This is a genomic window from Nocardiopsis sp. TSRI0078 (assembly GCF_001905145.1).
Classification (GTDB): Bacteria; Actinomycetota; Actinomycetes; order Streptosporangiales; family Streptosporangiaceae; genus Nocardiopsis.
In genome coordinates this window covers 24,869-49,814 of record NZ_LWLB01000012.1, presented here as the reverse complement: position 1 = coordinate 49,814, position 24,946 = coordinate 24,869, and the positions used below count along the sequence as shown (strand labels likewise).

Annotated in this window: 23 protein-coding genes and 2 riboswitches; of the genes, 17 read left to right on the top strand and 6 right to left on the bottom strand. The window is 73.7% G+C overall.

From position 1 onward, the window contains the following. Nucleotides 1–17 precede the first annotated feature (17 nt). The 3 genes from yajC to A6A08_RS10650 all read left to right on the top strand — a co-directional run bounded on the left by yajC (nucleotide 18) and on the right by A6A08_RS10650 (nucleotide 3,878). Nucleotides 18–383: a preprotein translocase subunit YajC gene (gene yajC / locus A6A08_RS10660; protein WP_073702403.1), complete on the top strand. Its 366-nt coding sequence runs from the start codon at nucleotides 18–20 to the stop codon at nucleotides 381–383. Between the two features lie 179 nt (nucleotides 384–562). Then, entirely contained in the window at nucleotides 563–1,117 is a 555-nt protein-coding gene (locus tag A6A08_RS10655; RefSeq protein WP_073702402.1) for an adenine phosphoribosyltransferase, read from the top strand. A 583-nt stretch (nucleotides 1,118–1,700) separates the two neighbouring features. Continuing rightward, nucleotides 1,701–3,878, top strand: a complete 2,178-nt coding sequence (locus tag A6A08_RS10650) for a bifunctional (p)ppGpp synthetase/guanosine-3',5'-bis(diphosphate) 3'-pyrophosphohydrolase (RefSeq protein WP_073702401.1) — start codon at nucleotides 1,701–1,703, stop codon at nucleotides 3,876–3,878. 43 nt (nucleotides 3,879–3,921) lie between these two features. Here the strand turns inward: A6A08_RS10650 and A6A08_RS10645 are convergent, their stop codons facing one another. The 4 genes from A6A08_RS10645 to A6A08_RS10630 form a co-directional block, all read right to left on the bottom strand. Further along, nucleotides 3,922–4,389, bottom strand: a complete 468-nt coding sequence (locus A6A08_RS10645) for a nitroreductase/quinone reductase family protein (protein ID WP_073702400.1) — start codon at nucleotides 4,387–4,389, stop codon at nucleotides 3,922–3,924. Between the two features lie 112 nt (nucleotides 4,390–4,501). Then, nucleotides 4,502–5,692, bottom strand: coding sequence for an acyl-CoA dehydrogenase family protein (locus A6A08_RS10640; protein ID WP_073702399.1), 1,191 nt, complete (start codon nucleotides 5,690–5,692; stop codon nucleotides 4,502–4,504). Nucleotides 5,693–5,807: 115 nt separating this feature from the next. Continuing rightward, nucleotides 5,808–7,106, bottom strand: coding sequence for a CaiB/BaiF CoA-transferase family protein (locus A6A08_RS10635; protein WP_073702398.1), 1,299 nt, complete (start codon nucleotides 7,104–7,106; stop codon nucleotides 5,808–5,810). A gap of 4 nt (nucleotides 7,107–7,110) precedes the next feature. Then, nucleotides 7,111–7,494, bottom strand: coding sequence for a DUF3870 domain-containing protein (locus A6A08_RS10630; RefSeq protein ID WP_073702780.1), 384 nt, complete (start codon nucleotides 7,492–7,494; stop codon nucleotides 7,111–7,113). Between the two features lie 215 nt (nucleotides 7,495–7,709). Then, a riboswitch (SAM riboswitch) is annotated at nucleotides 7,710–7,824 on the top strand. A 60-nt stretch (nucleotides 7,825–7,884) separates the two neighbouring features. Here A6A08_RS10630 and A6A08_RS10625 point away from each other — a divergent pair. The 4 genes from A6A08_RS10625 to A6A08_RS10610 all read left to right on the top strand — a co-directional run bounded on the left by A6A08_RS10625 (nucleotide 7,885) and on the right by A6A08_RS10610 (nucleotide 11,499). Beyond that, nucleotides 7,885–9,240 (top strand): aminotransferase class V-fold PLP-dependent enzyme, encoded by a 1,356-nt coding sequence (locus tag A6A08_RS10625; RefSeq protein ID WP_073702397.1) that lies wholly within the window; start codon nucleotides 7,885–7,887, stop codon nucleotides 9,238–9,240. Nucleotides 9,241–9,573: 333 nt separating this feature from the next. Continuing rightward, nucleotides 9,574–9,945 carry a hypothetical protein gene (locus A6A08_RS10620; RefSeq protein WP_143181738.1) on the top strand — a complete coding sequence of 124 codons (372 nt, stop codon included), beginning with the start codon at nucleotides 9,574–9,576 and terminating at the stop codon, nucleotides 9,943–9,945. A 313-nt stretch (nucleotides 9,946–10,258) separates the two neighbouring features. Beyond that, the gene (locus tag A6A08_RS10615) at nucleotides 10,259–10,969 is read left to right on the top strand and encodes an SAM-dependent methyltransferase (RefSeq protein ID WP_242422323.1); all 711 of its coding nucleotides are present in this window, start codon (nucleotides 10,259–10,261) and stop codon (nucleotides 10,967–10,969) included. Continuing rightward, nucleotides 10,960–11,499: a DinB family protein gene (locus A6A08_RS10610; RefSeq protein ID WP_073702394.1), complete on the top strand. Its 540-nt coding sequence runs from the start codon at nucleotides 10,960–10,962 to the stop codon at nucleotides 11,497–11,499. The genes A6A08_RS10615 and A6A08_RS10610 overlap by 10 nt, the downstream gene beginning before the upstream one ends. 37 nt (nucleotides 11,500–11,536) lie before the next feature. Here the strand turns inward: A6A08_RS10610 and A6A08_RS10605 are convergent, their stop codons facing one another. Further along, nucleotides 11,537–12,328: a class I SAM-dependent methyltransferase gene (locus tag A6A08_RS10605; RefSeq protein ID WP_073702393.1), complete on the bottom strand. Its 792-nt coding sequence runs from the start codon at nucleotides 12,326–12,328 to the stop codon at nucleotides 11,537–11,539. Nucleotides 12,329–12,398: 70 nt separating this feature from the next. Beyond that, nucleotides 12,399–14,558, bottom strand: coding sequence for a primosomal protein N' (locus A6A08_RS10600; protein ID WP_073702392.1), 2,160 nt, complete (start codon nucleotides 14,556–14,558; stop codon nucleotides 12,399–12,401). Nucleotides 14,559–14,807: 249 nt separating this feature from the next. On the opposite strand from A6A08_RS10600, the gene fmt reads away from it, so the two are divergent. From fmt to A6A08_RS10550, 10 genes are all read left to right on the top strand, one after another. Continuing rightward, nucleotides 14,808–15,743, top strand: coding sequence for a methionyl-tRNA formyltransferase (gene fmt, locus A6A08_RS10595; protein ID WP_073702391.1), 936 nt, complete (start codon nucleotides 14,808–14,810; stop codon nucleotides 15,741–15,743). 70 nt (nucleotides 15,744–15,813) lie between these two features. After that, nucleotides 15,814–17,283 carry an RsmB/NOP family class I SAM-dependent RNA methyltransferase gene (locus tag A6A08_RS10590; RefSeq protein ID WP_073702390.1) on the top strand — a complete coding sequence of 490 codons (1,470 nt, stop codon included), beginning with the start codon at nucleotides 15,814–15,816 and terminating at the stop codon, nucleotides 17,281–17,283. A gap of 169 nt (nucleotides 17,284–17,452) precedes the next feature. Then, nucleotides 17,453–18,124, top strand: coding sequence for a ribulose-phosphate 3-epimerase (rpe, locus tag A6A08_RS10585; protein ID WP_073702389.1), 672 nt, complete (start codon nucleotides 17,453–17,455; stop codon nucleotides 18,122–18,124). Nucleotides 18,125–18,352: 228 nt separating this feature from the next. Then, nucleotides 18,353–19,426, top strand: a complete 1,074-nt coding sequence (locus tag A6A08_RS10580) for a phosphatase PAP2 family protein (protein ID WP_073702388.1) — start codon at nucleotides 18,353–18,355, stop codon at nucleotides 19,424–19,426. 71 nt (nucleotides 19,427–19,497) lie between these two features. Then, nucleotides 19,498–19,628, top strand: a riboswitch (FMN riboswitch). Between the two features lie 118 nt (nucleotides 19,629–19,746). Beyond that, entirely contained in the window at nucleotides 19,747–20,373 is a 627-nt protein-coding gene (locus tag A6A08_RS10575) for a riboflavin synthase (RefSeq protein ID WP_073702387.1), read from the top strand. Nucleotides 20,374–20,464: 91 nt separating this feature from the next. Next, complete coding sequence (locus tag A6A08_RS10570; protein ID WP_073702386.1) at nucleotides 20,465–21,754, top strand: bifunctional 3,4-dihydroxy-2-butanone-4-phosphate synthase/GTP cyclohydrolase II; 1,290 nt, start codon at nucleotides 20,465–20,467, stop codon at nucleotides 21,752–21,754. 105 nt (nucleotides 21,755–21,859) lie between these two features. Beyond that, nucleotides 21,860–22,333 carry a 6,7-dimethyl-8-ribityllumazine synthase gene (gene ribH / locus A6A08_RS10565; RefSeq protein WP_073702385.1) on the top strand — a complete coding sequence of 158 codons (474 nt, stop codon included), beginning with the start codon at nucleotides 21,860–21,862 and terminating at the stop codon, nucleotides 22,331–22,333. Between the two features lie 104 nt (nucleotides 22,334–22,437). Further along, on the top strand, nucleotides 22,438–22,899 hold the full coding sequence (locus A6A08_RS10560) for a PH domain-containing protein (protein WP_073702384.1): 462 nt from the start codon (nucleotides 22,438–22,440) through the stop codon (nucleotides 22,897–22,899). A gap of 114 nt (nucleotides 22,900–23,013) precedes the next feature. Further along, complete coding sequence (locus A6A08_RS10555) at nucleotides 23,014–24,174, top strand: XdhC family protein (RefSeq protein ID WP_073702383.1); 1,161 nt, start codon at nucleotides 23,014–23,016, stop codon at nucleotides 24,172–24,174. Nucleotides 24,175–24,347: 173 nt separating this feature from the next. Then, nucleotides 24,348–24,935, top strand: a complete 588-nt coding sequence (locus A6A08_RS10550) for an NTP transferase domain-containing protein (protein WP_073702382.1) — start codon at nucleotides 24,348–24,350, stop codon at nucleotides 24,933–24,935. The last annotated feature ends 11 nt before the right edge of the window (nucleotides 24,936–24,946 follow it).

The window sequence follows — 24,946 nt, the reverse complement described above, 5'->3', positions numbered from 1 at the left end:
GTCAGGAAGGACGCCCCGTGCAGGGCCTTTACCACCTCGCAGCCGAAGGAGAGCCCACGGGCGGACTCCTCGGCATGCTGTTCCCGTTCCTGCTGATCCTCGTGGTGTTCTGGCTGCTGTTCTGGCGCCCGAACCAGAAGCGCCGCCAGCAGGAGATGAAGATGCAGAACTCCCTGGTCCCCGGCGTCGAGGTCATGACCAAGGCCGGCATCTTCGCCACCCTCGTCGAGATCCACGAGCAGGACGTCGTGCTGGAGATCGCGCCCGGTACCCGCATCCGCATGCTCAAGGCCGGCATCGGCGAGGTCATCACCCCGGCCGCCGACGACACCCCGGTGGAGGACCGTCCCGACTTCGGCGACGACGACAAGCCCAAGGGCTAGCCTCCCCGCCGCCCGGACGGCGCCCGCGCCCGCGCGCGGGCGGCAGGCCCCGCCGCAAGGCCCCACGGCCCGACAGACTTCGGTACCGGCCCCCGCCCCGGGGGTCGGTACCGCCGTGTCGGGCCCGAATCCGCCCGACAGGTCTCCAGGGAGACCTCCAGCAGAAGGTCCCACCGCACATGCCCGACGACACCGCGACCGCGGACACCGCCCCGAGCCTGGACCTCATCCGGGCCCACATCCGCGACGTCCCGGACTTCCCGCATCCCGGCATCCTGTTCAAGGACATCACGCCGCTGCTCAACCACCGCGAGGCCCTCGCCGCCGCCGTGGAGGGCCTCGCCGCGCCCTACGGCGACGCCGGGGTGGACCACGTGGTCGGACTGGAGGCGCGGGGCTTCATCTTCGGGGCCCCGGTCGCCATGGCGCTGGGCTCCGGCTTCGTTCCCGCGCGCAAAGCCGGGAAACTGCCCGCGGACACCATCGCTCAGGCCTATGATCTGGAGTACGGCACCGCGACCGTCGAGATCCACGCCGACGCCATCACCCCGGGCAGCCGTGTGCTGGTCGTCGACGACGTCCTCGCCACCGGCGGCACCGGAAGGGCCGCGGTGGACCTGATCCGCAAGGCGGGTGGTACGGTCGTGGGATTCTCCGTCCTGATGGAGCTCTCCGCGCTCCGGGGGCACGAGAAGATGCCCGACGTGGAGCTGCACGCCCTCCTCTCGGTCTGATCCCGCCGACCCGCGCCACGACCGGCGTCCTCCCACAGGGAATGCGCGACGGTCCGTCATCGTTGACGTACTCCACCACCAGGTGTGACACCCCTGGTGGCCTGCGTCACACCCGCCGGTCGCGGGAAGGACCGGACCGTTTCCCCGTACCCGCGGGTACGGTCCCACTAGACTGGTGGGAGAGGTACCGCGGCGGCCACGTCACGACTGGCCCTGATGACACGCACGTGCACCGGTGGAGCCGGGCGGCGCCGACGGCGCCCGCGCGACCCGGGCGGATCCGCGGGAGGTAGGCATGCCAAGCGAAGTGGTTTCGACCGGGGCTGTAGCGGCGAGCGAGACACGGCAGAACGCCCCCCAGGAGCCGCGGCCGACCAGGCCGGGAGGGCACGCGGACGGCACCGGTGTGCCAAGCGCCGCCACAAGACCACAGGAGGACCGCCCGGAGGGCGCCGCGAGTGGAGCGGCGCCCTCCGACGTCTCCGGAGCGGGGGCCACGCGGCAGCCGCCCCCCTCCACCACGCCCTCCACGGTGCGAGTACGCAGAAGGCTCGCCCGACTCGGCGCCCAGCGGGGAGTGACGATGAACCCGGTGCTCGAACCACTGATCAAGACGGTGCGCGCCACCCATCCGAAGGTGGACGTGCGGCTGATCGAGCGCGCCTACGAGGTCGCCGCCCACCACCACCGCGACCAGAAGCGCAAGAGCGGCGACCCCTACATCACCCATCCGCTCGCCGTCGCCACGATCCTCGCCGAGCTGGGCATGCAGGAGGCCACCCTGGCCGCCGCCCTACTGCACGACACCGTCGAGGACACCGAGTACTCCCTGGATGAGTTGCGCGCCGACTTCAGCGACGAGATCGCCGAACTGGTCGACGGCGTCACCAAGCTCGACAAGGTCAAGTACGGCGAGGCCACCCAGGCCGAGACCGTCCGCAAGATGGTCGTGGCCATGGCCCGCGACATCCGGGTACTGGTCATCAAGCTGTGCGACCGCCTGCACAACATGCGCACCCTGCGCTACCTGCCATCCCGTGCCAAACGGGAGAAGAAAGCCCGAGAGACCCTGGAGATCTTCGCTCCGCTCGCCCACCGACTGGGCATGAACACCATCAAGTGGGAGTTGGAGGACCTGGCCTTCGCCACCCTCTACCCCAAGCGCTTCGACGAGATCGCCCGCCTGGTGTCCGAGCGCGCCCCGCGCCGCGACGTCTACCTCCAGGAGGTCATCGAGGCGGTCTCGGCCGACCTGCGCGAGTCCAAGCTCAAGGCCACCGTGCGCGGGCGCCCCAAGCACTACTACTCGATCTACCAGAAGATGATCGCCCGCAACTGCGGCTTCGACGAGATCTACGACCTCATCGCCGTGCGGGTCCTGGTGGACAGCGTCCGCGACTGCTACGCGGCCCTGGGGACCATCCACGCGCGGTGGAACCCGGTGCCGGGGCGGTTCAAGGACTACATCGCGATGCCCAAGTTCAACATGTACCAGTCGCTGCACACGACGGTCATAGGGCCCTCGGGCAACCCGGTCGAACTGCAGATCCGCACCCGGGCGATGCACAGGCGCGCCGAGTACGGCATCGCGGCGCACTGGAAGTACAAGGAGGACCGCACCAGCGGGGGCGAGAGCAAGCCCAGGGGCAGCTCCGACATGCAGTGGCTGCGCCAGCTCATCGACTGGCAGCAGGAGACCAAGGACCCGGGCGAGTTCCTGGAGTCGCTGCGCTTCGACCTGTCGGTGCAGGAGGTGTTCGTCTTCACCCCGGGCGGCGACGTCATCTCCCTGCCGCAGGGCGCCACCGCCGTCGACTTCGCGTACGCGGTGCACACCGAGGTCGGCCACCGCACCGTGGGCGCCCGTATCAACGGCCGCCTGGTGCCGCTGGAGAACGAGCTGCACAACGGCGAGACGGTGGAGATCCTCACCTCCAAGACGCCCGACGCCGGGCCCAGCCGGGACTGGCTGAACTTCGTCAAGAGCGCCCGCGCCCGCAACAAGATCCGCCACTGGTTCACCAAGGAGCGCCGCGAGGCCGCCATAGAGCAGGGCAAGGACGAGATCGCCAAGATCATGCGCAAACAGGAGCTGCCGGTCAAGCGCCTGTTCAGCGGCGAGGCGATCATCGCCCTGGCCAGCGACCTGCGCTATCCGGACGTGGACTCCCTGTACGCGGCCGTGGGCGAGCGCCAGGTCAGCGCGCAGCACGTGGTGGGCAAGCTCGTGGAGTCGATGGGCGGGCTGGAGAGCCACACCGAGGACATCGCCGAGTCGGCCCTGCCCGGCAAGGCGGCGCTCCGCCAGCGCCAGTCCGGCAACCCGGGCGTGGTCGTGGAGGGCGACGCCGACGTGTGGGCGCGCCTGTCCAAGTGCTGTACGCCCGTGCCGGGAGACGAGATCGTCGGCTTCGTCACGCGGGGCAACGGGGTGTCCGTGCACCGCAGGGACTGCGTGAACACCGCGACCCTGGACACCGACCGCATGGTGAAGGTGGACTGGTCGCCCACCGAGGACTCCATGTTCCTGGTGGCGCTGCACGTGGAGGCCCTGGACCGGTCCCGGCTGCTGTCCGACATCACCCGGGTGCTGTCGGACCAGCACGTCAACATCCTGTCCGCGACCGTCCAGACCAGCCGCGACCGGGTGGCGCAGAGCCGCTTCACCTTCGAGATGGCCGACCCCGCCCACCTGGGCAGCGTGCTGCGCGCGGTGCGGGGGGTGGACGGCGTCTACGACGTCTACCGCGTCCGCAACTGACTCCGGGCGCCAGGGCGCCCGGAGCCCGTGCGAAGCCCTCCGGTCAGATGCGGATCGTGGTGGAACGCACGATCTCGAAGACCGGGTGACGCTCGGCCTCGGCGACGAACGCCTCCTCCGGGGCGTCCGGCGGCGTCTCGAAGTACAGTCCCACCACGGCGGCCCGCGGATGGTCCAGGTACTCCTTCAGCAGCGGGGCGGCCTCCTCGGCGCCCAGTTCACGCACGCTGACCAGTTCGATCCAGCCTCCCTGGCGCAGCGTCGCGAAGCCGTCCTTGCGCAGGTTGCGGACCCAGTCGACCTCCCCGTAGGGCGCGACCAGGAACCGGCCCCGGTCGCTGTCCAGCACACTGAGCGGGATGGTGCGCAGGAAGCCCGTCTTGCGCCCACGCGTGGTGAGCAGGTGCAACTCGGGCAGGCACACCCCGTACTTGACGAAGCCGCTGACGCAGGCGTTGGCCGTCCGCCGCAGCCGCGTCATCTCGAACCGCTTCGTCGGCTCGTTCCCCATCTCGGCAACTCCCTCGCTCGGATGCTCCCCATTCTGGCGGTTGCGCGCGGCCGGCGACACCGGGGAGCGGGGGGACACGCCCGTCCCCGCCCGGCTTTCCTACCCCGGCCTCCTAGCGGAACGCGGAGATCCCGGTCACGGACTGGCCGATGCTGAGCGCGTGGATCTCCTCGGTGCCCTCGTAGGTGGCGACCGTCTCCAGGTTCACCATGTGCCGCATCACCGGGTACTCCAGGGTGATGCCGTTGGCGCCGTGCACCGAGCGCGCGGCTGCGGCCACGCGCTGGGCGGCGGCCACGCACGAGAACTTGCCGAAGCTCACGTGGTTGTGGTGGCAGTTCCCCTCGTCCTTCAGGCGTCCGATCCGCAGCGCCGTCATGTTGGCGTGGTTGACGTCCACCACCATGTCGGCGATCTTGCGCTGGGTGAGCTGGAACCCGGCGATGGGCCGACCGAACTGCTCGCGGCTCTTCGCGTACTCCAGCGCCGCCTCGTAGCAGGCGCGGGCGGCGCCGGCCGCGCCCCACACGATGCCGTAGCGGGCCTCGTTCAGGCACGACAGCGGCGACCCCAGCCCCCGCGACAGGGGCAGCAGCGCGTCGGCGGGCAGCCGCACGTCCTCCAGCACCAGCTCGGAGGTGACGGACGCGCGCAGCGACAGCTTCCTGTGGATGACGTTGGCCGAGAACCCGGGGGTCCCGGTGGGCACCACGAACCCGCGGACCCCCTCGTCGGTGGCGGCCCAGACCACCGCCACGTCGGCGACCGAGCCGTTGGTGATCCACATCTTGGTGCCGTTGAGCACCCAGTCCGACCCGTCCCTGCGTGCGCGGGTGCGCATGGACCCCGGGTCGGAGCCGGAGTCGGGCTCGGTCAGGCCGAAGCAGCCGATCGCCTCGCCCGCGGCCATCCGCGGCAGCCACGCGTTCTTCTGCTCCTCGGAGCCGAACTTGTGGATGGCCGCCATCGCCAGCGACCCCTGCACCGACACGAAGCTGCGCAGGCCCGAGTCGACCGCCTCCAGCTCGCGGCAGGCAAGGCCGTAGGCGACCGCGCTGGACCCGCCGCAGCCGTACCCCTCCAGGTGCATGCCCAGCACGCCGAGGTCGCCGAAGGCCTTGGCCAGCCCGCGCGGGTCGGGCAGGGTGCCCGCCTCGAACCAGTCGGCCACGTTCGGCGCCAGCTCGCGCTCGGCGAAGCCGCGCACGGCGTCGCGGACGTCCCGCTCGGTGTCGGACAGTTCGGCGTCCACGGCCAGGAAGTCGCGCGGGTCCGGGGCGGCGGGCTTGCGGGAGTCGCTCATGGTGGTGTCCCTTCGTGGTGCGTCCGGCCCGTGCGGCCGGTCGGGGAGGCGGATGCGGGATTCTCGTGTCGTTCGTGTGCGTGTGCGGAAGGACGTGTGCGCGGGCGGTCCCGGTTCAGGGGAGGTCGGGCTGCTGGACGGCGCCGCGCCGGATCATCCCGTCCACGGCCGCCCCGTCCACTCCCAGTTCGGTGAGGACCTGACGGGAGTGCTGGCCCAGCAGCGGCGGCGCGGTGAGCGGCGGCGGGCTGTTCTCCAGCCGAAAGCCCGCGCGGACCTGCTCGACCAGCCCGGCGGTGGGGTGCTCCACGGCTCGCAGGACGTCGTCGCCGCTGTCATCGGCGGTGCGCAGCGCGTCCAGCACACCGCGCACCCGTCCCACCGGCACCCCGGCCCCCACCAGGATCTCCATCCAGTGGTCGGCGGACCGGGCGCGCAGGGTCGCCGACAGCTCCGTGACCAGCTCCTCCCGGTGCTCCACCCGCCCCGGGTTGGTGGCGTAGCGGGGGTCCCCGCCCAGGTCGGGGCGGTTCAGGGCCGCGCACAGCCGCTGGTACAGGGCGTCGTTCCCGGCGGCGACGACGATCTCCGCGTCCGCGGTGGGGAAGGCCTGGTAGGGCACGATCGTGGTGTGGGCGTTGCCGACCCGGGCGGGTTCGACCCCCGTCACCAGCGCCTGCTGGGTGAGGTTGACCAGGCCGGACAGGGTGGAGTTGATCAGCGACACGCTGATGTTCTCGCCCCTGCCGGTCGCACGGGCACGCATGAGCGCCCCGAGGACGCCCACTGCCGCGTTCAGCCCGGTGAGCACGTCGGTCAGGGCCACGCCCACCTTGCTCGCCGGCCCCTCGGCCGGTCCGGTGGTGGCCATCAGGCCGCTCTCGGCCTGCACCACGATGTCGAAGCCGGGGCGCGTGCTCGGCTCGTGCTCGGGCCCGAACCCGCTCACCGAGCAGTACACGACGGCCGGGTTGCGGGCGCTGACCGCCTCGTAGCCGAGCCCGAGCCGGTCGATCACCCCCGGCCGGAAGTTCTGGATCACCACGTCGGAGGCCGCGCACAGCTCCTGCACGGCGGCCAGGCCCTCGGGGTCCTTCAGGTCCACGGCCAGGCTGCGCTTGTTGCGGTTCACCGACAGGAAGTAGGCGGCCTCGCCCGGCCCGGACCCCCCGGAACCGCGCTCGTCCGCACCGGGCCCCCCGGGAGGGGCCTTCGCGGCCCCCGCCCACGGCGGCCCCCAGGAGCGGGTGTCGTCGCCGCGCCCGGGCTGTTCCACCTTGACCACCTCGGCGCCCATGTCCGCGAGCAGCATGGTGGCGTACGGGCCCGCCAGGACCCGGGACAGGTCGGCGACGCGCACCCCCGCCAGCGGCAGCGGAGCGGGGGAGCCGGACTCGGAACGGGTGTCGGTCACGGGGTCACTCCTCGCCGTCGGGGCCGCCGGGCAGCTGGTCGCCCTCCCGCAGCTGGCCGTAGGTCTCCAGGCACCGGCGCAGGGCGGTGGTCAGCGCGGCACCGGACTGGCCCGCGTACCGCGTCTGTACCCGCCGCACGAGCTCGGCGATGTCCTCGGTCACCGAGGATCCCTCGACCAGGGCGCGGAAGAAGTCCTTGGCCAGGTCGGTGAGCAGGGTGGTGTCCGCGGCGACGATGCGGCCGTCCGCGGTGTCCACGGCGAGGACGACGCCGAGGCGCTGGTACTGGGAGTGGCTCGCCACCGAGTCGGGAAGACGGGCGTAGCCGGAGACCAGGACGACCCTGGGATTGCGGAAGACCTGCTGAATACGGTCGTTGCCCTGCACCATGCACACCTCTCGCTCGCGGGCACGCGAAAACTCCAACGCACTGGAGTCTCGCGCCTGGAGGGCGGCCGGGGAGAACCGGACACCCGCGGCGTGAGGGCAGGCAGGGACAAGTATGTCCCCACCGCGTTCGCGGCTGTCAAGCGGGGCGGTGGTTCGGGCCACACGGAACGCGCACTGTCCACCGGGGGACGACTGTGTTAACCTGCCTCGCAGGTCACGAGTGCCAGCGTCAAGCCCCGGCTTGCTGGCCGGCAACCCTCCTTCCGCGGTGGGGTGCCCCGGGTGAGGACCAGGTCCCGACACGACCGTGTCGGACAAGCGCGGACCCCGAGGTGTCGCCGTGAGGCGCACCCCCGCGGGTCCCACGACCCGTAGGCGAGGTGTCCCATGACCACTGTCAGCTCCATCCAGACCGCCCGTTCCGCCCGCTCGGCGCGTTCGTCCGGCACCGACCGGTGCACGATCGTCGCCTCCGAGGAGGGCGTCCCCCTGGTCACCGGAGAGCACGTCGAGTACGCCAACTTCGACTACGCGGCCAGCGCCCCCTGCCTGACCCCGGTGGCCGAGGCCCTGGCCGAGGCGCTGCCCCGCTACGCCAGCGTGCACCGCGGCGCGGGCCACCACTCCCAGGTCAGCACCGAGGCCTACGAGCGCGCACGACGCAGCGTGGCCCGCTTCGTGGGCGCACGCTCCCGTCCGGCCGACGCCGTGGTCTTCGTGCGCGGCACCACCGACGCCCTCAACCTGCTGGCCCGCTCGGTGCCCGAGGACTGCACGGTGGTCGTGTTCGAGTCCGAGCACCACGCCGCCCTGCTGCCCTGGGAGCACCCCGCCTCCCGCGTCGGACACGTGGTGCGCCTGCCGCTGCCCGCCACCCCCGGCGCCGCGGTGGAGGCCGCCCGCACCGCGCTGCGCGGGGCACCCGAGGGGCCCCGGCTGCTGTGCGTGACCGCCGCCTCCAACGTCACGGGTGAGATCTGGCCGGTGGAGGAACTGGTGGAGGCCGCGCACGCCGAGGGCGCGCGCGTGGTCGTGGACGCCGCCCAGTACGTGCCCCACCTGCCCTTCAGCCTGGAGGAGACGGGTGCCGACTACGTCGCCCTGTCCGCCCACAAGCTCTACGCCCCCTTCGGGTCCGGTGTGCTGGCCGGACGCGCCGACTGGCTGCGCGAGGCCGTCCCCTACCTGTCCGGGGGCGGCGCCACCCGGCTGGTCACCGAGCACGACGTGGTGTGGAACGACCTGCCCGCGCGGCACGAGGCGGGCAGCCCCAACGTGCTGGGCGCCGTGGCGCTGGCCGCCGCGTGCGACACCCTCACCCCCGACGCGCAGGGGCTGCTGCACATCCGCGAGTCGGTGCTGCTGGAGCGGCTGCGCGCGGGGCTGGCCGGAATCGACGGTGTCACCGAGCTGACCCTGTGGGGCGAGGAGCACCCCCGGGTGGGGATCGTGTCGTTCACCGTGGACGGCCTGCCCGCCGGCCTGCTGGCCGCCGCCCTGTCCGCCGAGCACGGGATCGGGGTGCGCGACGGGCTGTTCTGCGCGCACCCGCTCACCCGACACCTGCTGCCCGGGGGCCACGACCAGGCGGTGCGGGCGAGCCTGGGCGTGGGCACCACCTGGGAGCACGTGGACCGGCTCGTCGGCGCGGTCGCCGACCTGGTCGCACACGGGCCGCGCTGGGAGTACGCCGACTGCGACGGTCGCCTGGTCCCGGTGCCCGATCCCGACCGGGTGTTCTGACAAGCTGTTGCGACCCGGGGGAGGGACCCACCCCGCCGGGCCCCCTGCGGCGGGGCGGGTCCCCTTGGGTACGGCCGGCTGCAGCAGGGGTCGGCCAGTGCGCGGGATGTTGCGCCGGAGCGCAGCTCCGTAGCGTCGGAGGTGACACGGCGGGCGGTCCGCCGGTCGTGGCCGCCCAGCACCTCCGACTCCGGGAGCAGCCATGTCCGCAGACCCCCACCGCGTCGGCGCCGCGTCCGCCCGGACGCGGCCCTCCCCTTCCGAGCCGGCCCCGCGGCCCTCGCACACGCCCGGGAACAAGGTCCTGCTCGCCTGCTCGGGACCGTGTTCGTGGTGCTCGCCACCGCCAACGCCACCCTGTCCCTGAGCGGCCGCGAGCCGGCCGGTTCGGCCTGCGGTGCCGCGGCCTGGTCCCACTGGTCACCCTGGTCCTGCTGGCGCGGAGGGGCGGCCGATGAGCCGGCCGGGTACGCGCTACCCTGCGCGGCCGACCGCCTGTCCGCCCAGAGGCCGGTGCGGCGCGTGGAGACCGGCGCCCTGCGCGCCCTCGGGACGGCCCCGCCCCGGACCCGGTCGCCGCTGCGCCGGAAGGCCGCCATGACCGCGGTCGGTGCCTCCGTCGCCGGTGCCCTGGCCTCGGCGGTGCCCCTGGCCTTCGCCGGGATGGAGCTCCTGGGGTGCCCGTGGCCCGTTGGGCCGCTGTGACTGCTGCTCGCGACCGCGCTGATGGTCGCCGTGGTGGCCTGGCTGTGCGCGGGGCCGCCCGCACGCAGGCTGACCGGCGCGGGGGAGGGACCCCGGACGTACCCCGCGGAGAGCACCCAATGACTTCCCTTGGACCACAGGCCTCCATAAACGGCGAAATAGGGCGCATAACACTCACACGTGTGCTGAGGATCACGTTCCCAGGCGGTACCATCGGGCCCTGACGGCATGGTGCGACGCTGCCCGGACCCGACCGGTCCGCTCCGCGGCGCGCCCTGCCTCCCGCGAGCGAACCGGCTGGGGGAGCGTGATCGTGACCAACGTCCGAGGACCCGAGACAGGTCCGCTCAGGGCCATGTTCCGCGGACGCGAACCCGTACCGGTCCCCGGCCGGCGCCCGCGCGTGGTCAACCTCGACGCACGAGGGGGCGAGCCGCCCGGCCTGCCGAACACCGGACACGTCCGCCCGCACCAGGCCTTCCTCGGGCGGGTCATCGACTACCTGTGCGCCGACGCGGGCGTGCGTCAGTTCGTCGACTGGGGGTGCCCCGTACCCGGTACCGCCGAGCGCGTCCACACCGCCGACCCCGGGGCCTCGGTGGTCCACGTCGCCCCGTACGGCGCTGCGGGCATGCTCTCCGGAGCGGGCGCGACCGTGCTCTCCGGGGACGGCTCCGGGTCCGACACGCTCCTGCGCCGCCTCAGCACCTCCGGGCTCGTCGACTTCGACGAGCCCGTCGCCGTTCTGATGACCCGGCCCTTCCCCGCCGACGACCCGCCCGCCGGGATCGGGGACCTGCACGCCCTCATGCGCGGCGGCGGCTACCTCGCACTCGCCTCACCGGTCCCGCGGGCGGTGGTCGAGCGGGCCCTGTCCCCCTTCGGCCCGATCGAGCCGGGAGTCGCCGACATCGGGTGGTGGCCCTACCCTGACGAGGACGTGTCCGGCCAGGGCACCGGAATCCTGGCGGGACTCGGCCGACGAGCACCCGAGCGGGGAGGAGGAACGCGCCGATGGCGGTGAACTGGACCGGCGAGGTCCTGGCGCAGCTCAAGTTCTACTGGGACTTCTCCCTGTGGCCCAGGCTGGAGGGGCTCACCGACGAGGAGTTCCTCTGGAAGCCGGTGCCCGACGCCTGGACCGTCCGCGAGGTACGGGACGGGCGGCACCAGCCCGACCTCGTCGTGCCCGAACCTGATCCGCCGCCGGTGACCACCATCGCCTGGCGGCTCGGGCACATCGTCGTGGACGTGCTGGAGACCCGCATCAACTGGCACTTCGGCGACCGCACCGCCACGAGCCGGGGCATCGACTGGCCCGCGACCGCCACCGACGCCAAGCAGCGGCTGCGCCACGCCTACGAGACCTGGTCCGAGCACGTCCAGGCGCTGGACGAGGACGGCCTGGCGGCCCCCGTGGGCGGCGCCGAGTCATCCCAGTGGGACGACCTCCCGATGGTCGCGCTGGTGCTCCACATCAACCGGGAGGTCATCCACCACGGCGCCGAGGTGGCTGTGCTGCGCGACCTGTACCGCGCCGACCACGGGCGCTGAGCCGCCCCGCCGCGGAACGGGAGGCGCCGCGCGCGGCTCAGGGCCTGGTCAACTCGTGGAAGACGGCTCCGGCGATGAGGCTGTGCCCCCGTGTGGGGTGGTGCTCCTCGAGGCTGCGCAGCACCCTGCGTTCGAGGGCGCGGCGGTGGGGCTCGTCCAAGGCGTCGTGGAGCCAGCGGTTGCCGTGCGAGAGCAGCCAGTCCCAGTGCGCCCGGGGCCCGTCGAGGGGGAGTTCGACCTCCACGGCGGCCGTGCGCGTGTACCGCAGCCCGGCCCGCTCGGCGAGCTCCTCCCACGGAGGGTGCGGCCCGCCCATCCCGGCGGGCGCCTCCAGGGCGTGCGCGGCCCTGAACTCCTCGAAGACCTCCCCGTAACGCGCCCACCATCCTCCGTCGGAGCTGGGACCGGGGGTGGAGAAGGCGAGGGCCGCGCCGGGCCGGAGCACCCGGGCCACCTCGCGCAGCACCGCGCCCGGGTCCGGCAGGATGTGGAACAGGAACCCGCTGAGCACAGCGTCGCGGGAGCGGTCGGGAAGGTCGAGCGCGGCGGCGTCCATGACGCGGGCCCGCAGTCCGGGGACCGGCAGCGCCGCCAGGGCGTCGACCATCCGGGGTGAGGCGTCCACGGCCAGGACCGCGCACGAGGGGCCCAGCGCCTCGGCGGCGGCGAGGGACACGGCTCCGCGCCCGGCGCCCAGGTCCAGCAGCCGTGCCCCGGGCGGCGGCCCGGCCCAGGCCGTCAGCCGTCGCGCGAAGGAGGCGAAGAAGGGCACCGACTCGTCGTAGACGTCGGCCACCGAGTCGAAGAGGCCCGCGGTGGAGTCTGCCATGGCGGACAGTCTCCACGCGCTCCGGCGGTTTCTCCACCGGTTCTCCCCGGGGGAGCGCACCGCACGGGCTCTAGACCACGTGCAGCGGGTCCACCCTCACCTGTGCCAGGTGCTCGTCCCGGCGCGCGCTGCGGGCCGAGGCCGCCGCCTTCAGCGCCCGGGTCAGCGCCCCCACCCCGGTGCGGGGCACCCGCAGCAGCGCGCGCTCCGTCTGGTGGGTGCCGTCCGGGCCGACCGCGCGGTCCGAGCCCACCGGCACCGGCCCCAGCAGTTCGGTGTCCTCGGGCAGCCGGATCTGGTCGAGCAGCTCGCGCACGTGCTCCGGGCCGCCGGTGACCGATGCCATCGACACCGCGGGGGGAAAGCCCAGTTCGCGGCGTTCCGCCAGCTCGCGCTCGGCGAAGCCCGCCGGATCCCAGCGTACGAACGACTGCACCACCGGCAGCGAGACGTCGGCCGACACCACCACCGTGCCGCCCGGCCGCACCAGCGCCGCCGCGTTCAACCAGCGCCGCAGCGCCTCCTCCGAGGCGCGCAGGTCCATCCGGTTCAGCAGCGCCCAGCCGTCCAGCAGCACCGCCGCCGCGTACCCGTCCTCCGCCACCGGTTCTGCGCCCGGGGTCGCCACCACCAGCGACGGCGCGTCCGCCACCCGCGACAGGACCTCCTCGCGGCCCGAGGTGCGCACGGTCAGCGAGGGGAAGGCCCGGCCCAGCTCCTCGGCGGTGCGGCGGGCGCCCACCACCACGGCGCGCATGCGGGTGAGGCCGCACTCCGGGCACGCCCACTGGCCGGCCACGCGGCCGCACCAGCCGCACGAGGGCATGGCGTGCGAGCCGCGCACCGCGAGCGGGCCCCGGCAGGAGTCGCAGCGGGCGGGTTCGCGGCATCCGGCGCACGCCAGCGTGTTCAGGTAGCCCCGGCGCGGCACCTGGAAGAGCACGGGCCCGGTGCGGGCGGCCTCGCGCGCCGCGCGCAGGGCCAGGCTCGGCATCCGCGCCGACCGCGCCGCCTCGTCACGGGCCAGCTCCCGGTCGTCCCCGGCCGCACGCACCACCGGCGCGCGGCGGCGCAGGGTGGCGCGGTCGGCGGTCAGGGGATGGGCCCACCCCGACTCGACGAGCAGCTGGGAGTCGGTGGTGCGGGTGTGCCCGCCGATCAGGGCACCTGCGCCCGCGCGGTGCGCGCGCATCGACAGCACCGTGCGCGCGTGCGGGTAGGGGGCGTGCGGATCGACGTGCACGTCGTCGCCGTCGTCCCACAGCACCACCAACCCCAGGTCGCGGACGGGCGCGAACACCGCCGCGCGCGTGCCGACCACCACCCGGACCCGCCCGCGCAGCACCGAGAGCCACCGCCGGTACCGCTCGGCGGGCCCCAGGTCGGCGGTGAGCGCCACGTGCCGGCCCTCGCCGAGGTGGAGGTCCAGCGCGGTGTCGACGGCCTCGACGTCGCGGCCGTCGGGCACCACGACCACCGTGCCGCGCCCCGCGGCCAGGGCCTCCCGCGCGGCGACCGCCACCGCCTGCACCCAGTCCGTGCCGGGCAGGGCGTTCCACACCGCACGGGCGGGCTGGCCCCCGCGGAGCGCCCGCAGGAAGGAGGGGCCCTCGGGGTAGTCCGCCCAGGGGCCGGGCCCGGCACCGCCGGGTTCCGCCCCCTCCGGGCCCGCCCCGGCGGTCTCCCGGCCGGAGGGCCCGTCCACCGCGGCCGCCGGCTCCCCGGACCCCTCCGGAGCGGCGCCGGAGGCTTCCGCTGCTTCGACGGCCTCGGCCTCCTCCTTCTCCACGCGGGCGTGGCGGGGCGGCACGGCCAGGCGCAGTACGTCGCTCAGCGTGCCCGCGTACCGGTCGGCGACCGCGCGGGCCAGTTCCAGGATCTCGGGGGTCAGCACCGGCTCCGGCGAGACGACCGCCTCAAGGTAGGCCAGTCTTCCCGCGAACTCCGAGGCCTCCGCCCGTTCGGCCAGGAAGCCGTTCAGACGGCGGTTGTTGAACCGCACCCGCACCCGGCAGCCGGGCACCGCCGCCTCGTCCATGTCGGCGGGCACCCGGTAGTCGAAGTACCGGTCCAGGTGGGGCAGCGGGGTGTCCACGACCACGCGCGCGACCGGCAGCCGCTCGGCGGGCCTGCGCGGGGCCGGGCGGCGGGACTTCCTGGCCGCCGGGGCCTCGCTCTTCTCCGGAAGGTCGAAGAGGACCCCGTCGGGTTGGCCGGGCTGCGTCGTCATCGCTTTCTGTCTACCAGAGGCCTGCGACACCGACCCGCGCACGCTCCCGCGCGCCGCGGTCCCGGCGCCTCCACGGGTGCGGCGACACCGCTCCCTCGCGGGCGGGCCCCGCTCCCGGCGACTGGTAGAACTGGGAACCCGACAGACCGTGCTCGTGGGCTCCTCGCCTCCCGGCCGGGCCCCGCGCACGGGGCCTTCCGGCCGCGGACGCCGGTGAGCGCTCCCGGGCCAGTGGAGGGGATACCACGCATGAAGCTTGTCTTTGCCGGAACACCGCGGGTGGCGGTGCCGTCCCTGCGGGCGCTGATCGACTCCGGCCACGAGGTCGCGGCCGTGGTCACCCGCCCCGACGCCCGCTCCGGACGCGGCCGGAGGGTCTCCGCCAGCCCGGTCGGCGAACTCGCCGCGAGCGAGGGCATCGAGGTCCTCAAACCCGCCAAGGCGGGCGACCCCGAGTTCCTGGAACGGCTCGCCGAGATCGCCCCCGACTGCTGCCCCGTCGTCGCCTACGGTGCCCTCCTGCCGCAGGCCGCGCTCGACGTCCCCCGCCACGGCTGGGTCAACCTGCACTTCTCCCTGCTGCCCGCCTGGCGCGGCGCGGCGCCCGTCCAGCACGCGATCCTGCACGGAGACGACGTCACCGGCGCCTCCACCTTCCAGATCGTCAAGGAACTCGACGCCGGACCGGTCTACGGCACCCTCACCGAGAACGTGCGTCCCACCGACACCAGCGGTGAACTCCTCGAACGGCTCTCGGTCGCCGGCGCCGAACTCCTCGTGCGCACGGTCGACGGCATCGCCGCCGGGCGGCTCAGCCCCGTCGAGCAGCCCGCCGACGGGGTCTCCTACGCCGCCAAGCTCACCCCGCAGGACGCCGAACTGGACTTCACCGCCCCCGCCCTGCGCGTGGACAGGGTGGCCCGCGCCTGCACCCCCGCGCCCGGCGCCTGGACCACCTTCCGCGGCGGCCGCCTCAAGCTCGGCCCCGTCACCCCGCTCCCCGACGCCGACACCCCGGCGCTCGACCCCGGCCAGCTGCACGCCGACAAGAGGCGCGTCGTCGTCGGCACCAGCACCCACCCGGTCGCCCTGGGCGAGGTGCAGCCCCAGGGCAAGCGCGCCATGGCCGCGGTCGACTGGGCGCGTGGCGTGCGTCCCACCGAGGACGACCGCCTGGGCCGCTGAGCTGCCGTAGTCTCGACCTGGCGGGCCGGAGCCCGCCAGGACCCGTCCCCGGTTTGTTGAGGCACACACGTTGAGCGAGCAGTCCCGATCCCCGTACCGCCGCCCCCGCAGAGGCGGCAGGCCCGGCCAGGGCGGTCAGGGCAGGTCCGGGCCGCCGCCCGCGCCCCGCGACCCCGCGCGCCGGGTCGCCTACGACGTGCTGCGGGCGGTCGACCAGCGCGACGCCTACGCCAACCTGCTGCTGCCCTCCCTGCTCACCGAGCGCGGTATCAGCGGCCGCGACGCCGCCCTGGCCACCGAGCTGACCTACGGGACCCTGCGCCGCCAGGGCACCTACGACGCCGTCCTGGAGCGCTGTGTGGACCGCACGCTCGCCTCGGTGGACGCCGAGGCGCTGCCGCTGCTGCGCCTGGGCGCCCACCAGCTGCTGTCCACCAAGATCCCGCCGCACGCCGCCGTCAGCGCGACCGTGGACCTGGCCCGCAGGGTCGTCGGCCACCACCGCGGACGGTTCGTCAACGCGGTCCTGCGCAGGGTCTCCGCCCGCGACCTGGACGGCTGGATGTCCGTGGTCGCCCCCGACCGCGCCGCCGACCCCAGCGGGTACCTGTCGGTCGTGCACAGCCATCCGCGCTGGGTGGTCAAGGAGCTGGCCCGCTCCCTGGGGGAGAGGTCCAAGGACGGCCTGGTCGAGACCGAGCGCCTGCTCGCCGCGCACAACGAGCGCCCCCGGGTGACGCTCGTGGCCAAGCCCGGTCGCGCCACCGTCGCCGACCTGGTGGCCGCCGGTGCCGAGGAGGCCCGCTACTCGCCGTTCGCCGCCTACCTGCCCGAGGGCGATCCCGCCTCGATCCGCGAGGTGCACCAGAACCGCGCCGCGGTGCAGGACGAGGCCAGCCAGCTGGTCGCCCTGGCCCTGACCAGGGTCGACGCCCACGGTGACGACGCGCGCTGGCTGGACATGTGCGCCGGACCGGGCGGCAAGGCCGGCCTGCTGGCGTCCTTGGCGGGGCAGCGCGACGCCCGCCTGCTGGCCGCCGAGGTGCAGCCCGCGCGCGCGGGCCTGGTGGCCGGAGCGGTACGCCGGGCCCCGCGCGACGCGGGACGGGTCGTGGTCGCCGACGGCACCGCGCCCGCCTGGCGTCCGGGGGCCTTCGACCGCGTGCTGGTGGACGCGCCGTGCACCGGCCTGGGCGCCCTGCGCCGCCGTCCGGAGTCGCGCTGGCGGCGCACCGAGTCCTCGGCCGCCGACCTGTCGTCCCTCCAGCACGGTCTGTTGGACAGCGCCGCCGAGGCCGTCCGCCCCGGCGGGGTGGTCGCCTACGTGACGTGCTCGCCGCACCTGGACGAGACCGACGCGATCGTCCGGGGGATCCTCTCCGAGCGCGGCGACCTCACGCTGCTGCGCGCCGCCGACTACCTGGACGAGGTGCCCGACCTGGCGGCCGGCCCCGAGGGAGGGTACGTCCAGTTCTGGCCGCACGTCCACGGGACCGACGCGATGTTCCTGGCGCTGCTTCGCAAGGGCGGGCAGGCCTGACCCCGGCCCCGGGGCTCCCGGTCCGCGCTCCGGGGAGACTCCGTTGGCCCACGTTGCTGATCTACGTCGTAAAGGCACGAGATGGGGTCTCCCACCTCTCCCGTGAGGGGAAACGGAGTCCGCCCGGCCGTGTACGCACGGCTCCGAGCAGCGTGGTTACACTGCACCCGTGGCCATCCAGATCTCACCCAGCATCCTGAACGCCGACTTCGCGCACCTCGCCGACGAAGCGGCCGCCGTGTCCCCGTCCGCCGACTGGCTCCACGTCGACGTGATGGACAACCACTTCGTCCCCAACCTGACCCTGGGCCTGCCCGTCGTCGAGTCCCTGGCCAAGGCGACCGACACCCCGCTGGACTGCCACCTGATGATCGAGGAGCCCGACCGGTGGGCCCCGGCCTACGCCGAGGCGGGCGCGGGCAGCGTCACCATCCACGCCAAGGCCGCCGGCGCCCCCGTGCGCACCCTGCGTGAGATCCGCCGCCTCGGCGCCCGCGCGGGCCTGGCCCTCAACCCCGCGGAGGCGGTCGACCCCTACGCCGACCTCATCGGCGAGATGGACATGCTCCTGCTCATGACCGTCGAACCCGGCTTCGGCGGCCAGAAGTTCCTCGACATGGTCCTGCCCAAGATCCGCCGGGCACGCGAGCTCCTCGACAGCCGTGACGCCTCCGTCTGGCTCCAGGTCGACGGCGGCGTCAGCGCCGAGACCATCGAGCGCGCCGCCGAGGCCGGGGCCGACGTCTTCGTCGCCGGCTCGGCCGTCTACGGTGCCCAGGACCCGGCGGGGGCCGTCGAGTCGCTGCGCTCCCTGGCCATGAAGGCCTCCGGGAGCACGTGAGCCCGGCCGGGCCGGCACGCACACGCCTTCCGGACCGACCGCGCGCAACGATCCCGACACGGACACGCGCGCGGGTGGTGCGCGTACGGCCCCCGGCCCTAGGCTGTGCGACTCGTAGTCGTTGATCTCGCTTGGTCGCGGCTCCGTCTTCCCCTCCGCGTCCGTGCGTGTGGGGGAGCGGCGCGGCGTGAGCGCGTTGCCAGGCGCGGACCCTTGGGGGAGTACGCGTTGAACACCCGGACGGCCGAGCACGTGGCACTGGACGTGTTGTGGGAGGCGGAGACCACCCCCATCCTGTGGCTCCAGGGGCTGGGGGACTGGCTCGCCCCTCCGCTGGAGGCGCTCACCCACCTCGGCTCCCACACCGTCGCCATCGTCGTGCTCACCCTGGTCTTCTGGTGCCTCAGCCCCGGGCTGGGCGCCCGGCTCTTCATCGTGGTCGCCTCCTCGGGCGCGCTGAACTACCTGTTCAAGTCGGTGCTCTACGGCGCCCGCCCCTCCTGGTTCGACGCCCGGATCAAGGCCCACGCGACCCATGGCAGCTTCGGCCTCCCCTCCGGGCACACCCAGGGCGCCACGGTCACCTGGGGCTACCTCGGCCTCCGGTCCGGCCGCCGCGCCGTGCTGTGGGCGGCCGTCGCCGTCATCGCGCTCGTCGCCCTCTCCCGGGTCTACCTGGGCGCGCACTTCATCAGCGACGTCCTGGCCGGCCTGCTGCTGGGCGCGGCCGTGCTGTGGGCGGCCCTGCGCTGGGAGGAGCGGATCACCGCCTGGTGGCTGGGACTGAGCACGGTCCGCTGGACGGGCTACGCCCTCGCCGCCGCACTGCTGCCCTGCCTGGCCGCGACCCTGTGGCAGCTGCTGGTGCGCGGCGACTGGGCGGTTCCCGTCGAATGGACCGGCGCCACCCCGGTCGACCCGGCGGGGGAGACCCTCACCGGCCTGTACACCGTCGCCGGCGCCCTCTTCGGCGGGATCGCCGGCTTCACCCTGCTCGCCGGGCGCGGCTGGTACAGCGCCCGGGGCGCCCTCGTCTCACGGGTCGCGCGCTTCGTCCTCGGCATCTCGGTGGTCGTGCTGGCCCAGGTGGCCGTCGACGTGGTCTTCGGCGGCCTGACCGGTCTGGCCGCGTCCGCCGTGGCGTTCGTCGCCTACGCGGGGATCGCCTTCTGGGGCTCCTACCTCGCCCCGGAGATGTTCGTGCGCAGCGGTCTGGCCGGGCGGCCCGGGGCACGGGCCGCCGCAGGTGACACGCCCGGAGGCACCTCCGCCGATGCCTCTGACAGGGGAGAACGCGGATGATTCGTGTCACACCGACTATGCGCTCCGGCTGGGGAGCGGTTAGGATCCGAGACAGTTGAGACAACAGTCAAACACGTGCTCCGGGGTCGGTGTAATTCCGAACCGGCGGTGACAGTCCGCGACCCGGCCGAATCCATCGGCTGGTTGAACCGGTGAAACTCCGGTACCGACGGTGAAAGTCCGGATGGGAGGCAGTACGTGTCGGGACGGTCCGTCCACCGCTGTGCCCCTTGCACGCGGTAGAGCCGGTACCGCCTTGCCGTGGACCCGTTCCACACCCCTGACTCCCCGGAGCCGTCAGGCGAAGGGAAGGCAAGGGCGTGTTCACCGGAATCGTGGAAGAACTCGGCGAGGTCGTCTCCATCGAACCAGCGGGTGGCGGAGCCCTGCTGCTGACCGTGCGCGGACCCCTGGTCAGCGCGGGCGTGGGCCACGGTGAGTCCATCGCGGTCAACGGCGTGTGCCTGACCGTCGTCGGCAGCGGCGGGGACACCTTCACCGCCGACGTGATGAAGGAGTCCGTGGACCGCTCCACGCTCGGCTCGCTCACGGTCGGCTCCCCGGTCAACCTCGAACGCGCCGCCCGCGTGGACGGCCGCCTCGGCGGCCACATCGTCCAGGGCCACGTCGACGGCACCGCCTGCCTGCTCTCCCGGAATCCCGGTGACAACTGGGACGTTCTGCGTTTCGGGCTGCCCGCCCACCTCTCCCCGTACGTGGTCGAGAAGGGCTCCATCACGGTCGACGGCACCAGCCTCACCGTCTCCGCGGTCAGCGAGCCCGACGCGCAGGAGGAGTTCTTCGAGGTCAGCCTGATCCCCGAGACCCTGCGGGCCACCACCTTGGGGAGCCTCGCCGCCGGCGCCGCCGTGAACATCGAGGTGGACGTCATCGCCAAGTACGTCGAGCGGATCACCGCCGTGGCCCGGATCCGCCCGCGGGCGTGAACCCCGGCACACGGCCCCAGGAGGCGGACCCGCCCGGTCGGGCCGCCACCCGACACACCATCTCCACCCACGAGTCACCCAGGGAGCGGCAATGACCGTCACCGACGCCACCCCGGCCACCACCGAGATCGACCAGGCCGTCGTCCTCGACCCGATCGAGGAGGCCATCGCCGAGTTCGCCGCCGGGCGGGCCGTCGTGGTGGTGGACGACGAGGACCGCGAGAACGAGGGCGACATCATCTTCGCCGCCGAACTCGCCACACCCGAACTCCTGGCGTTCATGATCCGCCACACCTCCGGCGTGGTGTGCGTGCCCATGGAGGGCGAGGACCTGGACCGGCTCGACCTGCCCCTGATGACCGCGCGCAACGAGGAGAGCCTGCGCACCGCCTACACGGTCACGGTCGACGCCCGCGAGGGGGTCACCACCGGCATCTCCGCCGCCGACCGTGCCCGCACCATCCGCCTGCTGGCCTCGGACCGCACCCGTCCCGCCGACTTCGTGCGCCCCGGCCACATCCTGCCGCTGCGCGCCCGTCCGGGCGGCGTCCTGGCCCGGCGCGGACACACCGAGGCCTCCGTCGACCTCGCCCGGCTGGCGGGCCTGCGCCCCGCGGGCGTGCTCGCCGAGGTCGTCAACGACGACGGCACCATGGCCCGCCTGCCGCGGCTGCGCGAGTTCGCCGACGAGCACGGGCTCAAGCTGGTGTCGGTGGAGCAGCTGGCCGCCCACCGCGCCACCCTCGGCGAGGTCCTCACCGACGAGGAGGCGCACCCGCCGCTGGTCACCCGCATGGTCGAGACCCGCATGCCCAACAAGTACGGGCAGTGGCGCGCGGTCGGGTTCAGGGGCACAGCCGACGGCGCCGAGCACGTCGCGCTGGTCTACGGCGACCTGTCCGACGGCACCGACGTCCTGGCCCGCCTGCACTCGGAGTGCCTCACCGGCGACGCGTTCGGCTCCCACCGCTGCGACTGCGGTGCCCAGCTGGACGCCGCCATGGCCGGCATCGCCGAGGAGGGGCGCGGCGTGGTGGTCTACCTGGGCGGGCACGAGGGCCGCGGCATCGGACTGCTGCACAAGCTGCGCGCCTACAGCCTCCAGGACCAGGGCGTGGACACCGTCGACGCCAACCTGAGCCTGGGCCTGCCCGCCGACGCACGCGAGTTCGGCGCCGGCGCCCAGATCCTCCTCGACCTGGGCGTGTCCTCGGTGCGGCTGCTGACCAACAACCCCGACAAGGCCGAGGGGCTGGAGCGCCACGGCGTGCGGGTCGGCGAACGGGTGGGGATGCCCTCCTTCGTCACCGAGGACAACCTCACCTACCTGCGCACCAAGCGCGACCGTATGGGCCACGACCTGACCGACGTCGCCCGTTGAGGCCGCTCCCGGACAACGGCGGGACCCCGCGGGGCGGGCCGGGTGCGGACCCGCGGCCGGCGGCCCGGGCGGTCCCCTCCACAGCACACACAGAAAGCAGGACCCATGAGTGGTGAAGGACGTCCGGACCAGCAGGGCGTGGACGCCTCCGGGATGTCGGTGGGCATCGTCGTGACCCGATGGAACGCCCCCGTCGTGCAGCCGATGCTCGCCAACGCCCTGGACGTGGTGAAGGCCTCGGGTGCGGCCGCGCCCGCCGTGGTGGAGGTCGCCGGGGCGGTCGAGATCCCGGTGGTCGCCCAGGAGTTGGCCCGCAAGCACGACGCCGTGATCGCTCTGGGCGCGGTCATCCGCGGCGGTACACCCCACTTCGACTACGTGTGCCAGTCGGTCACCCACGGCCTGACCGAGGTGGCCCTGCGCCACTCCACCCCCGTGGGCAACGGTGTGCTCACCTGTGACACCCTGGAGCAGGCGCGTGACCGTGCCGGCCTGCCGGGTAGCGTCGAGAACAAGGGCGCCGAGGCCGCGCTGGCCGCACTGGACACGGCGGTGGTCCTGCGCGGACTGCGCCGCTGACCGGGCCGGGTCGCGCGGGAACGGCGTTCCCGCCGGCCGGACGGTCGTCCGGGCACGCGGGCCGGTCAGGAGTGGAGTAGCAGGTGCGGACGAGGGAACAGCCCGTGGACGAGGCGTCGAAGCAGCCGGTCCTGCCCAGGACGTGGCGACCCCGGGCGGTGCGGTGGGTCGCCTACGGCCTGGCCCTGTTGATCGTGGCCACCCTGACGGTGCTCGCCGCGATCATGCCGGGGGAGTGGGGGCCCATGGACCGGTTCCTGATGGTGGGGACGGGCCTGGCCATCGCCGCCGCCCTGCACCTGCTCGCCCGGCCCCGGCTGGTGGCCTCCGAGGAGGGTGTGACGGTGGTCAACAGCATCCGCACCCACGTTCTGACGTGGGCCGAGGTGGTGGACATCCGGATGCCGGTCGGCGAGCCCTGGCCCTCGATGGACCTGTCCGACGGCACCACCCTGGCGGTGATGGGCATCCAGAGCGCCGACGGCGGAACCGCCCGGCGCGGCCTGGCGGAGTTCCGGGCGCTGCTGCGCGACCGCGGCGAGGCCCAGGAGCCCGGCCACTCGTAGGAACCTCCTGAGGGAGCCGCCGGATTCTTGATGATCGGGGGCTCCCGCGGTGTTGCGTGGGACACGTAGTTTGGTACTGGGAGCCACCTGACGGAACGTGGAAGAAGGTACCGCGTGCGCGACATCCGAGCGGCCGTGTCCGACCTGTACGCCTCAGGCGAGACGTTCGCGCTGGCCACGGTGATCGACACCTACAAGAGCGCCCCACGCGACGCCGGTGCGGCGATGCTGGTCAGCGCCTCCGGTGAGGTCGTGGGAAGCGTGTCCGGGGGCTGCGTGGAGGGCGCGGTCTACGAGGAGGCACTGGAGGCCATCCGCACGGGAGTGCCGGTGCGCCGCACCTACGGGGTCAGCGACGACGACGCCTTCAGCGTGGGGCTGACCTGCGGCGGGACCCTGCACATGTTCGTCGAGCCGATCAGCCGGGCCACCTACGCCCAGCTCGGCTCGGTGATCGGCGCCATCGACGAGCACCAGCCCGTCGCCGTGGCCACCATCGTCTCCGACCCCTCCGACGAGGGCCGGGTGGGGCGGCGCCGCGTGGTCTGGCCCGGCCACGCCGAGGGCGACCTGGGCAGCGACCGGCTGGCCGACGCGCTCGACGACGACGTGCGGGGCATGCTCGCCCAGGGCAGCACCGGCCTGCTGCGCTACGGGAGCGACGGGCAGCGGCGCGGCGACGAGCTGGAGGTCTTCGTCCAGTCGTTCGCGCCCGCGCCACGCATGCTGGTGTTCGGCGCGATCGACTTCGCGGCGGCCGTGGCCGACCTCGGCACCTACCTGGGCTACCGGGTGACGGTGTGCGACGCCCGTCCGGTGTTCGCCACCGCCAAGCGCTTCCCCACCGCCGAGGAGGTGGTGGTCAAGTGGCCGCACGTGTTCCTGGACGAGATCGCCGACGAGATCGACGAGCGCACCGCCATCTGCGTGCTCACCCACGACCCCAAGTTCGACGTACCGGTGCTCAGGGCCGCCCTGGGCACCCGTGCGGGCTACATCGGTGCGATGGGGTCGCGGCGCACCCACGAGGACCGGATGGAGCGGCTGCGCGAGGCGGGGGTGGCGGAGGAGGCGCTGGAGCGCCTGCACTCGCCGATCGGCCTGGACCTGGGGGCGCGCACCCCTGAGGAGACGGCCGTGTCGATCGCCGCGGAGCTGGTGCGCGACCGGTGGGGTGGCAGCGGCCGCGCGTTGCGCGAGACCAGCGGCCGGATCCACCACGACACCCCGAGGACGTCCCTGATTCCGGCCGGATTCGGTCACTCCGAAGAGTGAACCGAAACCTGCCCCAGGCTGAAGTGCCTGGTCATCGCGGGGGAGGGGAAGCCGCCGTGTGAGGCGTCCGGACCGTCTGCGCCAGGCGGCCCGTCCGGCGCGCCTTCGCGTGGCATCATCGCGTCATGGGTACTGGGGACGGGCAGGACCAGGAGCGGACGGGGGCCGGCCGGGTGGCGGGCCTGCTGCTGGCGGCGGGGTCCGGGAGCAGACTCGGGCGCCCCAAGGCGCTGGTCGAGGTGGGCGGTGAACGCCTGGTCGACCGGGGCGTGCGCACCCTGACCGAGGGCGGGTGCGCGCCCGTGATGGTGGTGCTGGGCGCGGCCGACACGGCGGTCGGCGGCGCACACACGGTGCACAACCCCGACTGGCGGACCGGTATGGGGTCCTCGGTGCGCGCCGGGATCGACGCCCTGCCCGGCACGGTGGACGCCGTGCTGATCGCGCTGGCCGACCAGCCCCTGGTCACCCCCGAGGCGGTGCGCCGCCTGGTGCGCGCGCACGAGCAGGGCGCCCGCGCCGCGGTGGCCACCTACCACGGCAACCAGCGCAACCCGGTGCTGCTGGGCCGTGAACACTGGTCGACCGTCTACGCCATGGCCCTGCACGACGTGGGAGCGCGCCCGTTCCTGCGGGCGTACTCGCACCTGGTCACCGCCGTGGCCTGCGACGACATCGCCAGCGCCGAGGACATCGACACCGTGGAGGACCTGGAGCGGCTCAGCGGCGTGCTTGGCCGCGAGCCCTCCGGTTCGGGGTGAGCCGCGGCCCG

Bases quoted from the DNA above. Each gene is read 5' to 3' on its own strand.
- A6A08_RS10655 (WP_073702402.1), top strand. From the start codon at position 563: ATGCCCGACGACACCGCGACCGCGGACACCGCCCCGAGCCTGGACCTC.
- ribH (WP_073702385.1), top strand. From the start codon at position 21,860: ATGAGTGGTGAAGGACGTCCGGACCAGCAGGGCGTGGACGCCTCCGGG.
- A6A08_RS10605 (WP_073702393.1), bottom strand. From the start codon at position 12,328: ATGGCAGACTCCACCGCGGGCCTCTTCGACTCGGTGGCCGACGTCTAC.
- fmt (WP_073702391.1), top strand. From the start codon at position 14,808: ATGAAGCTTGTCTTTGCCGGAACACCGCGGGTGGCGGTGCCGTCCCTG.
- A6A08_RS10625 (WP_073702397.1), top strand. From the start codon at position 7,885: ATGACCACTGTCAGCTCCATCCAGACCGCCCGTTCCGCCCGCTCGGCG.
- A6A08_RS10650 (WP_073702401.1), top strand. From the start codon at position 1,701: ATGAACCCGGTGCTCGAACCACTGATCAAGACGGTGCGCGCCACCCAT.
- A6A08_RS10640 (WP_073702399.1), bottom strand. From the start codon at position 5,692: ATGAGCGACTCCCGCAAGCCCGCCGCCCCGGACCCGCGCGACTTCCTG.
- A6A08_RS10610 (WP_073702394.1), top strand. From the start codon at position 10,960: ATGGCGGTGAACTGGACCGGCGAGGTCCTGGCGCAGCTCAAGTTCTAC.
- A6A08_RS10570 (WP_073702386.1), top strand. From the start codon at position 20,465: ATGACCGTCACCGACGCCACCCCGGCCACCACCGAGATCGACCAGGCC.
- A6A08_RS10600 (WP_073702392.1), bottom strand. From the start codon at position 14,558: ATGACGACGCAGCCCGGCCAACCCGACGGGGTCCTCTTCGACCTTCCG.
- A6A08_RS10645 (WP_073702400.1), bottom strand. From the start codon at position 4,389: ATGGGGAACGAGCCGACGAAGCGGTTCGAGATGACGCGGCTGCGGCGG.